Below are 12,308 nucleotides of genomic sequence, written 5' to 3' on the forward strand. Positions count from 1 at the left end.
AAGGTTACGGGCGGGGCTGCCCGCAACCTCTGGCTCCTGCCTGCGCCGCATCACGGCGGCGCTTATTATTCCGCGGCAACCTGCTCCACTCGGTCGTCGATCGGATGTGCAAGCCGGGTCAGCATTTCCTTCGGCACCACCTGCCAGAACCGATCCACCACGCGGCCCCAATCGTCGAGCAACGCGCCCGACCATTTGCTGTCGGTCGCGGCGTGGTGCGCCCGGACCATGCCGAGCAGCACCGCTTCCCAATGCAGCGACGACAGGCGGTTCCATGTGATGTTGTCGGGGTTGGCACGCCGCGCGAAGCTGCCGTCGGCGTCGTAGATGAACGCCATCCCGCCGGTCATCCCTGCGCCGAAGTTCGCGCCGACCGGGCCGAGCACGACCGCGGTCCCACCGGTCATATATTCGCAGCCATTCGCACCACAGCCCTCGACCACGACGTTCGCGCCCGAGTTGCGCACGGCGAAGCGTTCGCCCGCCTGGCCAGCCGCATAGAGGCTGCCCGACGTCGCGCCATACAACACAGTGTTGCCGATGATCGTGTTGTCCTGCGACACCAGCGGCGAGCTGACGACCGGGCGCACCGCGATGATCCCGCCCGAAAGGCCCTTGCCGACATAGTCATTGGCGTCGCCGAACACCTCGAGCGTAATCCCCTTGCACAGGAACGCGCCGAGGCTCTGGCCCGCCGATCCGCGCAACCGGACGTGGACGTGCCCGTCCGCCAGCGCCGACATGCCGAAGGTCCGCGTGATTTCGCTCGACAGTCGCGTGCCGACCGCGCGGTGCGTGTTGCGCACCGAATAGGTCAGCTGCATCTTCTCGCGCCGGCTGAACACCGCGCCCGCATCCTTGATGATCTGCGCATCGAGGCTGTCGGGGACTTCGTTGCGGCGCCCGGTCAGGCTGAAGCGGCGCTGGTCGTCGGGTGCATCGACCTTGGCGAGGATCGGGTTGAGATCGAGATCGTCGAGATGTTCCGCGCCACGGCTGACCTGACGCAGCAATTCGGTCCGCCCGATCACTTCGTCGAGGCTGCGGAAGCCGAGCCGCGCGAGGATGTCACGCACTTCCTCGGCGATGAAGGTCATGAGATTGATGACCTTTTCCGGCGTCCCGGTGAACTTGTCGCGCAGCTTCTGGTCCTGCGTACAGATCCCCACGGGGCAGGTGTTGGAATGGCACTGCCGCACCATGATGCACCCCATCGCGACCAGCGACAGCGTACCGATGCCATATTCCTCCGCGCCAAGGATCGCCGCGATCACGATGTCGCGCCCGGTCTTGAGTCCGCCGTCGGTGCGCAGCTTGATCCGTCCGCGCAGGCCGTTGAGCGTCAGCGTCTGGTTGACCTCGGACAGCCCCATTTCCCACGGCGTGCCGGCATATTTGATGCTGGTCTGCGGGGAGGCGCCGGTGCCGCCGACATGCCCCGCGATCAGGATGACGTCGGCATGCGCCTTGGCCACGCCCGCCGCCACCGTGCCGATCCCGGCGGACGAGACGAGCTTGACGCACACCCGCGCGGTCGGGTTGATCTGCTTGCAGTCGTAGATGAGCTGCGCGAGATCCTCGATCGAGTAGATGTCGTGATGCGGCGGTGGCGAGATGAGCGTCACGCCCGGCGTCGCATGGCGCAGCTTGGCGATGAACTCGGTCACCTTGAAGCCGGGGAGCTGCCCGCCCTCGCCGGGCTTGGCACCCTGCGCGACCTTGATCTCGATCTCCTCGCAAGCGTTGAGATATTCCGCGGTCACGCCGAAGCGACCGCTGGCAATCTGCTTGACGCCCGAATTGGCGTTGTCGCCATTGGCGCGCGGCGAATAGCGTTCGGTGTCCTCGCCCCCTTCACCCGACACCGCCTTCGCGCCGATCCGGTTCATCGCGATCGCGAGCGTCTCATGTGCCTCGGGGCTGAGCGCTCCGAGCGACATGCCCGGCGTCACGAACCGCTTGCGGATCTCGGTGATCGCCTCGACCTGGTCGACCGGAATGCCCTCGTCGGGATATTTGAACTGGAGCAAGTCGCGCAGATAGACCGGGGGCAGCGCCTCCACCCCGCGCGCGAATTGCAGATAGGTCGAGTAACTGTCGTTCGCGACCGAGTTCTGCAGCAGATGCATCAGCTGCGCCGAGTAAGCGTGCGTCTCGCCGGTGTGGCGCTGGCGATAGAAGCCACCGATCGGGAGCGTGGCGACGCCCTCGTCGAACGCCTTGTCGTGGCGAAGCTGCGCGTTGAGATGGAGCGAGGCATAGCCTTCGCCCGAGATCTTCGCGGGCATCCCCGGGAACAGGTCGTTGACGAGCGCACGGCTGAGGCCGACCGCCTCGAAGTTATAGCCACCGCGATAGCTGGAGATCACCGCGATCCCCATCTTCGACATGATCTTGAGGAGGCCCTCGTCGACCGCAGTGCGATGCCGCTTGAGACATTCGGCAAGGGGCAGCTCGCCGAACAGCCCGCGCGCCTGGCGATCCGCGATCGACGCTTCGGCCAGATAGGCGTGGACGGTGGTCGCGCCGACGCCAATCAGCACCGCATAATAATGCGTGTCGAGGCATTCGGCGGTCTGGATGTTGATGCTGGCATAGGAGCGCAGCCCCATGCGGACGAGGTGCGTATGCACCGCCGCCGCCGCGAGCACGCCCGCGATGCCGATCCGGTCGACGCCGATCGCCATGTCGGTCAGGAACAGTTCGCTCTTGCCCTGGCGCACCGCCGTCACCGCTTCGGCACGGATGCGGGCGATCGCGGCACGGAGCGTCTCCGGCCCGCCGCCTGCCTCGAAGGTGCAGTCGATCTCTGCCGCCTGCGCGCCGAAATGCGCCTTGAGCTGCGCCCAAGCGGTGCCGTCGAGCACCGGAGACTGGAGCACCAGCACGCCGTCGCGCCGGTCCTCGGTGTCGAGGATGTTGGCGAGATTGCCGAAGCGCGTCTTGAGCGACATCACATGGCGTTCGCGCAACGGGTCGATCGGCGGGTTGGTGACCTGGCTGAAATTCTGCCGGAAGAACTGGCTGATCAGGCGTGGCTTGTCCGAGATGACCGCGAGCGGCGTATCGTCGCCCATCGAGCCGATCGCTTCCTTCGCACCCTCGACCATCGGCGACAGGATCAGCTCCATGTCCTCGAGCGTCTGCCCCGCCGCGACCTGACGGCGCGTGAGGTCGGCACGATCGAAACGCATGATCGCGTCTTCGGCGGGCTGCGGCAGCGCCTCGATCCGCTTGAACGCGCCGATCATCGCTGCGTAATCAGCCTCACCCGCGATCTGATCCTTGATCGCGCGGTCATGGTACAGCACGCCCTCGTCGAGATCGATCGCGAGCATCTGGCCCGGCCCGAGCCGGCCCTTCTCGATGATCGTCGATTCAGGCACCACGACCATCCCGCTTTCCGACCCGACGATGACGATCCCGTCGACCGTGCGGACATAGCGCAGCGGGCGCAGCGCGTTGCGGTCCATCCCCGCGACCGCCCAGCGGCCATCGGTCATCGCGAGTGCGGCGGGGCCGTCCCACGGCTCCATCACCGATGCGAGATACTGGTACATGGAGAGATGATCGGCGGGCATGTCGATCGAATCCGCCATCGCCTCGGGCACCAGCATCAGCTTGGCGGTCGGCGCGTCGCGGCCCGAGCGGCAGATCGCCTCGAATACCGCGTCGAGCGCTGCGGTGTCGGACGCGCCCGCCGGGATCACCGGCTTGATGTCTTCGGACTGATCGCCGAACGACAGGCTCGCCATCTTGATCTCGTGGCTGAGCATCCAGTTCTTGTTGCCGCGGATCGTGTTGATCTCGCCATTGTGCGCAAGGCAGCGGAACGGCTGCGCCAGCCACCATTGCGGGAAGGTGTTGGTCGAATAGCGCTGATGAAAGATCGCGACGCGGCTCTCGAACCGCGGGTCGCGCAGATCGGGGTAGAATACCGACAAGGATTCCGCGAGGAACAGGCCCTTGTAGATGATCGACCGGCACGACAGCGAGCAGACGTAGAAACCCTGGATCTGCGCTGCGATCACGCGCTTCTCGATCCGGCGACGGACGAGGTAGAGGTTCTTCTCGAACTCGGCGGCGGTCTGTTGGTCGGGCAGGGGGCCCGCGATCATGATCTGCTCGATCTCGGGGCGAGTCGCTTGCGCCTTCTGGCCGATCACCGACACGTCGACCGGCACCTGGCGCCAGCCGTAGATGGTATAGCCTTCCTCGATGATCGCGCTTTCGACGATCGTGCGGCACGCCTCCTGCGCGCCGAGATCGGTACGCGGCAGGAAGATCATCCCGACCGCGAGGCGGTTGGGCATCTGGCGATGGCCCGAGGCGGCGACCGCATCGTCGAAGAACTTGAGCGGGAGATCGATGTGGAGGCCCGCGCCATCGCCGGTCTTGCCATCCGCATCGACCGCGCCGCGGTGCCAGACGGCCTTCAGTGCATCGATCGCGGATTGCACGACGCGGCGCGACGGCGTGCCATCGGCCGCGGCGACAAGTCCGACGCCGCAGGCGTCACCCTCGAATTCGGGGCGATACATGCCGTGTGCGGCGAGGCGGAGGCGTTCGGAGTCCATGTTGGTCATGATGTGCCCTTGGGGTCTTGCAGCTTGTTCTCTTCGGTACCCATCGCCTTGGCTAGGCGCGCTTTCTCAGCCAGGGTCAGGTCTTCCATCCGTCGCGGCGGTGGCAGCGCGGCGGTCGCCTTGGTAGCAGCCTCCATGAAATGCGGCATTTGCTGCATCATCTTGGGCATCATGTCCTTCATCGTATTCATGACCGCCGGGTCGGTCATGATCGTGGTGACGGTCGCCGCATATTTCGCCCCGGTCGGCGTTCCGAAATACCGATCCAGATCGGTCAGCTCGGTTAGCGAGAAACGATTGGCATAGGCATGCGCCATCCCGTCGCGAAGCTCGGGCTCCATCGTCGTGAAGAAGTCGCCCATCGCCCCGAGCATCGCGTGCATCGTGAGTTGCTGACGCTCTTCCCACCGCGGGTCGTAGATCGCCATGATCTGGGTGAGATCGATCTTGTCGAGTTTCTGCGCATCCTCGACCTTCATTCCGCCCATTTGCGCGATCTGGCCGAGCGGCATGGCTTTGATGGCACCGCCCACGCCGCCCATGATCGAGTCCATCGAGCCCGACATGAGTTGCTTGTAGACGCCGGGGGGCAGTAGCCGTGCAGCGACGCGCCGCGCTACCGCCAGCCGGGCGGGATCCGTCGGCGCGCCGGGGTGTGCGGCAGTTTGAGCAACGGATGACGGCACGCCTTGGGCAAAGATCGGTGATCCGACCAAAGCGAGCGCGCCCGCGATGATACAGGCGTATCTCACGCCGCGACCTTTGCGGTCCGCGCCTTCGCCTTCAGGAAGTTATGCATGGTCGCCGCAACGTCACGTCCGTCGCGGATCGCCCAGACCACCAGCGACGCGCCGCGCACGATGTCACCCGCCGCGAACACGCCGTCGAGCGAGGTCATCAGCGTCTTGTTGTCGACCAGCACCGTGCCCCAGCGCGTCACGCCAAGTTCGGGCGCATCGAACAGCCGCGGCAGATCCTCGGCGTCGAAGCCGAGCGCCTTGATGACGAGATCGGCCTGCAGATCGAACCCGCCTTCGGGGTCGATCTCGGGCGCGCGCCGACCGCTCGCATCGGGGGCGCCGAGCCGCATCGCGCTCGCCTTGACGCCGGACACGCGGCCTTCGCCGACGAAGCTTTCGGGTGCGGAGAGCCAGACGAACTCGACGCCTTCTTCCTCGGCGTTGTTCACTTCGCGCTGCGACCCCGGCATGTTGGCGCGGTCGCGACGGTAGAGGCACTTCACCGACGCAGCATCCTGACGGATCGCGGTGCGGACGCAGTCCATCGCGGTATCGCCGCCGCCGATCACGACGACATGCTTGCCGGCCGCGTTGAGGCTGCCGTCATCATACGCGGGGACGGCATCGCCGAAATTCTTGCGGTTGGAGGCGGTGAGGAAGTCGAGCGCATCGACCACGCCCTCGCGCTCGAGACCCGGCGCCTTGATCGCACGCGCCTTGTACACGCCGGTTGCAATCAGCAGCGCGTCATGGCGCTGGCGCAACTCGTCCAGCGTCGCATCGCGGCCGACCTCGAAGCTTTCGTGAAAGACGATTCCAGCCGCCTTGAGCCGCTCGACCCGGCGCATGATGACCGGCTTCTCGAGCTTGAAGCCCGGAATGCCATAGGTCAGCAGCCCGCCAGCGCGGTCGTAGCGGTCATAGACATGGACCTCATAGCCGTTGCCGCGCAGATATTCCGCTGCCGACAAACCCGCGGGTCCAGCGCCGATCACCCCGACCGACTGGCCGCGGGCAGGCCCCACCATGACCGGTTCGACCCAGCCCTGTTCCCAAGCGGTGTCGGTGATGAACTTTTCGACCGAGCCGATCGTCACGGCGCCGTGCCCCGAAAACTCGATGACGCAATTGCCTTCGCACAGCCGGTCCTGCGGGCAAATGCGACCGCAGATCTCGGGCATGGTCGAGGTGGCGTTGCTCAGCTCATACGCTTCGCGGAGCCGCCCCTCGGCGGTCAGGCGAAGCCAATCGGGGATGTGATTGTGGAGCGGGCAATGCACCGAGCAATACGGCACGCCGCACTGCGAGCAACGTCCGGCCTGTTGCTCAGCCTCGGGAGCCGCGTAACGATCCGCAATCTCCTGAAAATCCTCCGCCCGCAGTTCGGGCGCACGTTTTGCGGGATACGCCTGATCGCGATCGACAAACTTGAGCAGCAATGAGTCAGCCATGCACGCATCCTTTCGAGGAGGCGGCGCATATCGTACTAATATGTCGCTGTCACCGAAAAACTATCACATAAGACACATATACTGACCTATTAAATTGCCGTCGGCTGGTTGTGGTAGAAATCCATTGCTGACTACGGGGATAAAGGGACCGAAGTGGACCTATAGCGTGGAAAGCCACGCCAATGCGATGGCGCCGGCAATGATCCGGTACACCGCGAAGGGAACGAACCCGTAGCGCGTCACCACGCCGATGAACCATTTCACCACGAGCAAGGCGACGACGAACGACACCGCAAACCCCAGCGCGATCGCACCGAGCCCGACACCCTGGCCGCTCATCATCTCGTGCCGGTTCTTGACCAGCTCGAGCGCCGTCGCGCCGAGCATCGTCGGAATTGCGAGGAAGAAGCTGAACTCCGCCGCCGTCCGCCGCTCGACCCCAAGCGCGAGGGCGCCGAGGATCGTCGCGCCCGACCGACTGACGCCGGGGACCATCGCGAGACACTGCAGGAAGCCGATGCCGATCACCTTCGTGAGCGGAATGTCGGCAACCCCGACAATGTCGCTCTTGGGGGCAAGCCGCTCGACCGCGATGATCGCAAGCCCGCCGACGATCAGCGCAATCGCAACCACCTCGGCATTGCCGAGCAACGCCTCGATCTGCTTGTGGATCGCAAGGCCGATCACCGCGGCGGGAATAAACGCAACGAGCACGTTGCGGACGAACAGCAGCGATTTCGGCTCGCGCTTCATCACCCCCATGCCGACCGCCCAGAATGTCCGCCAGTAGAGTGCGACGATCGCGAGGATCGCGCCCAACTGGATGATCACGTTGAACGCCCCCCAGCGTGCCGCGTCATAACCGAGCAGCTTGGTCGCCAGAATGAGATGGCCGGTCGAGGAAACGGGCAGGAACTCGGTGACCCCCTCGACGATGCCGAGGAGGATGATGTTGATGATCTCGTTCACGTGCGTTCCCTTCTACGGCTCCGCGAGGCCGGCCATCGATCGCGGACCTCGCCGGCTTTGTCAGGCAGCGATCGGTGCAGAGAAGCGACCGCCCTTGCGGTAGCGCACCAGCCATGCCGGCGCGACCGCATCGAGCGGCGTCGGCGTGATTCCGAGCGTATCGAGTCCGCTCGCCCCCGCCGACACGACATTGTCGGTCGCCAGCATCTTCCACTGGTCCTTGGTGATCGGCGCGCCCGGCAGGAAGCCGAGCCCCGCGATTGCGGCACCGATCGAATCGGGCAGCTCGACGATCCGGCGTTTGTGGCCGGTCATCTTGGCGATCCAGCGGATCAGCGCGCCCATCGTGATCGTGTCGGGGCCGCCGAGTTCGAAAGTCTTGCCTGCCGCGATCATGGGTTCGTCCAGCGCCTTGACGACCGCTTGCGCGACATCGCCGACATAGACGGGCTGGAACGTCGTGCCCGACCGCAGCACCGGAACGACCGGCGCGCTGCCGATCATCGCTGCGAATCGGTTGAGGAACTGGTCCTCGCGACCGAACACGATCGACGGACGCAGGATGGTCGCGGACGGGAAGGCGGCGCGCACCGCGGCCTCGCCATCGCCCTTCGAGCGACCGTAAGCCGAATCCGACGCACTGTCCGCACCGATCGCGGACATATGAATCAGGGTCTCCACCCCGGCACGCGCTGCGGCCTCGGCGACGATTCGGGCGCCATCGACCTGAATCTTCTGGAAATCGCCGGCGAGGATACCGACCAGGTTCACCACCGCATCCGCACCGGCGACCGCGCGCGCGATCGATTCGGGTTTGGTGATGTCGACCGCGACGAACTGCGTCTGGCCGAGGCCCCCCAGGGGTTTCAGGAAAAAGGCCTGATGCGGATCACGCTGTGCGATTCGCACACGCGTGCCGCGTTCCAGCAGCGCCTGCGCCACATAGCGACCGAGGAAACCCCCGCCGCCGATCAAAGTCACCAGCTTGTTGTTCATCGAAGCGCCTTCTCGAATGTCGATCTGTCCTCTGCCTAGCATCGTGCGTGTTGACAAGACCAACGACGCTCCCCTAAGGCCCGCCACCTACCCAGTGCCCGGATGGCGGAATTGGTAGACGCACCAGCTTCAGGTGCTGGCGATCGCAAGGTCGTGGAGGTTCGAGTCCTCTTCCGGGCACCAGTCTATCGATTTGGGCACTATCTTCAGCACGCAATGTCTGCTGGCATCGCGTTGTCTTGACTTGTTGGAAAATGTTGCTCAGATGTTCTCGCCGCAGAGATAGCGGGGGGCGGCATGATTCAGATATCCGATACCGAGCGACGACGCGCTTTTGCGGTTTGGTTGCGGACCGGAAGATGGCCAGCCGCCACCATCGCCGACGACGTCGAAGTTAAATTCAATCCTTGGCATGATCCTTATAACGGGCGTTTCACGTTTGCGCCTGGCGGAGTTTCCTCTTCTGCAAGTCGGCGGTTTGCCCGCTCAGGTTTGGGAATGCGGGAACTGCCGGTCGCAGCGAGGGGAACTGATCACAAGGCCCCGGCTGTGCGCAACAGCGTGTTGGAACCCACAGCGAACCAAGCGCGGCCACCCGCGCGGCCTGGTCCCGCGATGGGGCGTGGCAGCAACACTCGGGCGTTTGAGGATCCGATGACGCTTGAACAGTCCTTTCCCGGGCTGCGCAATGCACCCGTCCGCACAATCGTCGCCGCTGCCGACAACCTCTTCGACCTGACCGGCCCAGCGAACAGATCACAAATGGATTTTCTGCAAGATCAGTCGCGCCAACTTACTGCCCAAGCCAAGGCGCTCGACCCAAAATGGCATTATGACGAAATCGGTCCAACCGACGCTTTCGGAACGCCGATCGTCACGGTTCAGGGTCTCAGCGCTAAGGTGGACGATTTGCGCTTTCAGCGCGCCGCATTGGTGGCGCGCGTGAAAGGCGATTACAGTCCGCTCCAAGTCGAGACATTGCGGTTCGTTCAGCAGCGCGCGGACGACGCCTATGATCGAGGACAGGAGTTGCTTAAGTCAGGTCGGCTGAAACCGCGGTTGCATGACCGGGAGGCCTTGGGGAACTATGTCGATCAGCAAGTCCGGAAAGGGCTTCGCGAGCGATACAATCAACTCGGCATCGACTCGGCCGGCCCAGGTCCGGTCCGGGTCAACCGGAGGGAGAATGACAGTTCCGATCTCACCTACCGCCGCCCTGATGCGCGCGTGAAGGATGTCGCATTCGACGTTACCCTTGCGCGCAAGACGCACGGTACCGCGCAGGTGCGCGGATTCTTTAATACCGATTTCCGTCCGAGCCGCGTCGTCATTATCCGTCCGAGTCAGCTCGGTACCAACCACACCTATGTCCTTACCCGTCCGGAGACGAAATGATGACCCGGCCCAACCCATACTTTAATCCAAAGCCCTATATCCCGGCGTCGCTAAGCGAGATAAACGATCAGCTCGGATCGATGATTCTCTTTGCCCCTACGTTCTTCGATCGAACCCTCGTCTTTGATCATAATATCGACAGTGAATTCGACAAGCTAACTGGAGGTTTTGACCTGGTTCGAAAAAAATTGGGGGAAGAACGTTACGCCGTGCTTATCGATGTGGCCGCGCGTGCCAAGGCGCTCTTCGCCGCCGATCAGGACGACACAAACGGCAAGACCGACGAGGGACGCGCTCTGCTCTTCGAAATCGAAGACGTATTGCGCGATGCCCGCCGCAGTCGCGTCAAGGCTAAACTGGCTGACGACGACGGGGAAATTACTGGCGATTGACGTAAATTCTCCAATGATCTGAGTGCCCATCTTCGTCCCCTGCGGGGCACCAGTCTTTAGATGACTAGGCATAGTACAGGACGATGGTCGGCTTCCGGTTGGACCGCCACTGCGTTGTCTTGACTTGTTGGAAAATGTTGCTCAAATGTTCTCGTCGTATCGATGGGGGCGAGGCGGCATGGCACAGTCTGCAAATGACGAGCGACAAACAGCGTTTTCTCGATGGCTGCGAACAGGCAGGCTGCCACGCATTTCAAGTCCGGACGTTGTCGAGTTCAAATTCAATCATTGGCATGATCCTGCCGACGGTCAGTTCACTTTTGCCGGATCAGGGCATTACTATGGCGGTGCCGGGCAGAAACCAGAGCCGGACCCCAGTAATCGTTCACCAAGAGTCGGTCATCGCGGACAGCGTGGGGCAGGGTTGCGAATGGCGACGATACCGCGCAGGGAAACGGTATCTTCCGAAAAGCCGATACGCGTTGGCAAAAGCCCGGGAGCTCGCTCAACGCCTGCCTATCGGTCGGTAGTCAATTCCTCGCGACCGGTCGATTCGCCAAGCCTGATTGCGGAATTCGTCGGAGGAGTCGGCGAAGGCCTTCACGACGTCGCCTCGGGCACTTTCACCGGAGCGTATTCCGTACTCACGACCAATCCCATCACCACAGTCCAGAATATCGGGATTGGCGTGGCGCGTACAATCGATGCAGTGCTCGTCGCCGACGCTACGCCGATGCGCATCCACATCTCGCGTGCAGCGGATGCCGCTGCGAACGCCTCCGCGCACGATTGGGGGAGAGCAACGGGGCTAGTCGCTGGCAATGTCGTGGTGGCAGCAGTGCCCGGGGCAGTGATATCCAAAGTCTCAGCATTAAGCGCAGCAAGTGCGATTGCGTCGGAGACTCTCTATAAACCGCCGGTAATTCATTGGGTGAAAGAAAATTTAAATAGTACAAAGGCCTGGAAGGCATACAATGATGCAGCAACTGGTGCGCAGGCGGGCTTGGCGCCCGCATTGGCTCGAACGATGGCGGATGGCTCGGTAAGACTAGTCAAGTTCGATGGTGTATTTGAGCATTACGTCGTCGATCGAAAGTGGGCGATAAGGGATATGCCACATGCCCGAGCACAGGTGCTGCGCCAAGCGGATGTTCTGGCACAACACGATATAGTTGGACTGTGGGAGGTGCCTACTCCCATCCAAAGAGTTAAAGCTTTCAAACTTTTAAAGAAAATGAACGTCACGAACATTGGTGTCAAGGTAATGAAACCATGATAGCTGCTCAGGTCGCGCGAATCGTTGCTAATTTTGTCATATTTTGTGAGTTGTCGGACGACGACGTCGTTGATCCCGACGAGGCTTGCAGGGTGATGGAGGTTCTTGGCAGTCAGCTTGAAGCGATGGACAAACCTTTCCTGAGGGAACTCGTCGATGCGTTCCCGATAATTGCCGTGGAATACACCAGTGAGGCGCAGGAATTGGTACGTGACTTGCCGTACGGCTTCTATCTTGAAGAAGCACTTGCTTCGGATGACCCTGTGAGGCTGGCCGAGCTGGAGGCCATACGGGATGCGAGGCCGTAGATATCGAAACGAAGCGTAAAGCTGGAGTTGCGATCAATCGCGCTGTTCTATCCTGTCAACAGCGGTGCTCTTCGATCGTCTGGGGTAATATAGAAATTTTCCAATTATCCAAGTGTCCGTCTTTGTCCTATACGGGGTGCCGGTCTTTAAACTACGCCACCTATTGGAGCGTCCTTGTCGATTGCGACGGCCTGC

General features: G+C 62.7%; 9 protein-coding genes and 1 tRNA gene. 5 read left to right on the forward strand and 5 right to left on the reverse strand.

Annotated features, from left to right (window positions below; genetic code table 11):
- Window positions 1-65 precede the first annotated feature (65 nt).
- The 5 genes from gltB to ABIC16_RS04605 all read right to left on the reverse strand — a co-directional run bounded on the left by gltB (window position 66) and on the right by ABIC16_RS04605 (window position 8,742).
- A complete protein-coding gene (gltB, locus tag ABIC16_RS04585) occupies window positions 66-4,586 on the reverse strand; it encodes a glutamate synthase large subunit (protein ID WP_354290191.1) in 4,521 nt (1,506 codons plus the stop codon).
- Entirely contained in the window at window positions 4,583-5,338 is a 756-nt protein-coding gene (locus ABIC16_RS04590) for a hypothetical protein (protein ID WP_354290192.1), read from the reverse strand. The genes gltB and ABIC16_RS04590 overlap by 4 nt, the downstream gene beginning before the upstream one ends.
- Window positions 5,335-6,777 (reverse strand): NAD(P)-dependent oxidoreductase, encoded by a 1,443-nt coding sequence (locus ABIC16_RS04595; RefSeq protein WP_354290193.1) that lies wholly within the window; start codon window positions 6,775-6,777, stop codon window positions 5,335-5,337. The genes ABIC16_RS04590 and ABIC16_RS04595 overlap by 4 nt, the downstream gene beginning before the upstream one ends.
- 159 nt (window positions 6,778-6,936) lie before the next feature.
- A complete protein-coding gene (locus ABIC16_RS04600; protein ID WP_277968088.1) occupies window positions 6,937-7,746 on the reverse strand; it encodes an undecaprenyl-diphosphate phosphatase in 810 nt (269 codons plus the stop codon).
- Window positions 7,747-7,806: 60 nt separating this feature from the next.
- Window positions 7,807-8,742, reverse strand: a complete 936-nt coding sequence (locus ABIC16_RS04605; protein ID WP_354290194.1) for a complex I NDUFA9 subunit family protein — start codon at window positions 8,740-8,742, stop codon at window positions 7,807-7,809.
- Between the two features lie 96 nt (window positions 8,743-8,838).
- On the opposite strand from ABIC16_RS04605, the gene ABIC16_RS04610 reads away from it, so the two are divergent.
- The 5 genes from ABIC16_RS04610 to ABIC16_RS04630 all read left to right on the forward strand — a co-directional run bounded on the left by ABIC16_RS04610 (window position 8,839) and on the right by ABIC16_RS04630 (window position 12,113).
- A tRNA-Leu gene (locus tag ABIC16_RS04610) sits at window positions 8,839-8,925 on the forward strand.
- A gap of 114 nt (window positions 8,926-9,039) precedes the next feature.
- Window positions 9,040-10,137, forward strand: coding sequence for a hypothetical protein (locus ABIC16_RS04615; protein ID WP_354290195.1), 1,098 nt, complete (start codon window positions 9,040-9,042; stop codon window positions 10,135-10,137).
- Entirely contained in the window at window positions 10,134-10,529 is a 396-nt protein-coding gene (locus tag ABIC16_RS04620; protein WP_354290196.1) for a hypothetical protein, read from the forward strand. Before ABIC16_RS04615 ends, ABIC16_RS04620 begins: the two co-directional genes overlap by 4 nt.
- 178 nt (window positions 10,530-10,707) lie before the next feature.
- The gene (locus tag ABIC16_RS04625) at window positions 10,708-11,805 is read left to right on the forward strand and encodes a hypothetical protein (protein WP_354290197.1); all 1,098 of its coding nucleotides are present in this window, start codon (window positions 10,708-10,710) and stop codon (window positions 11,803-11,805) included.
- On the forward strand, window positions 11,802-12,113 hold the full coding sequence (locus tag ABIC16_RS04630; protein ID WP_354290198.1) for a hypothetical protein: 312 nt from the start codon (window positions 11,802-11,804) through the stop codon (window positions 12,111-12,113). The genes ABIC16_RS04625 and ABIC16_RS04630 overlap by 4 nt, the downstream gene beginning before the upstream one ends.
- Window positions 12,114-12,308 lie beyond the last annotated feature (195 nt).

The organism is Sphingomonas sp. PvP055 (genome assembly GCF_040546365.1).
Lineage (GTDB): Bacteria > Pseudomonadota > Alphaproteobacteria > Sphingomonadales > Sphingomonadaceae > Sphingomonas > Sphingomonas echinoides_A.

Excerpts from the sequence above, each read along its gene's own strand:
- ABIC16_RS04625 (WP_354290197.1), top strand. The coding sequence starts at position 10,708 with ATGGCACAGTCTGCAAATGACGAGCGACAAACAGCGTTTTCTCGATGG.
- ABIC16_RS04595 (WP_354290193.1), bottom strand. The coding sequence starts at position 6,777 with ATGGCTGACTCATTGCTGCTCAAGTTTGTCGATCGCGATCAGGCGTAT.
- gltB (WP_354290191.1), bottom strand. The coding sequence starts at position 4,586 with ATGACCAACATGGACTCCGAACGCCTCCGCCTCGCCGCACACGGCATG.
- ABIC16_RS04605 (WP_354290194.1), bottom strand. The coding sequence starts at position 8,742 with ATGAACAACAAGCTGGTGACTTTGATCGGCGGCGGGGGTTTCCTCGGT.
- ABIC16_RS04615 (WP_354290195.1), top strand. The coding sequence starts at position 9,040 with ATGATTCAGATATCCGATACCGAGCGACGACGCGCTTTTGCGGTTTGG.
- ABIC16_RS04620 (WP_354290196.1), top strand. The coding sequence starts at position 10,134 with ATGATGACCCGGCCCAACCCATACTTTAATCCAAAGCCCTATATCCCG.
- ABIC16_RS04630 (WP_354290198.1), top strand. The coding sequence starts at position 11,802 with ATGATAGCTGCTCAGGTCGCGCGAATCGTTGCTAATTTTGTCATATTT.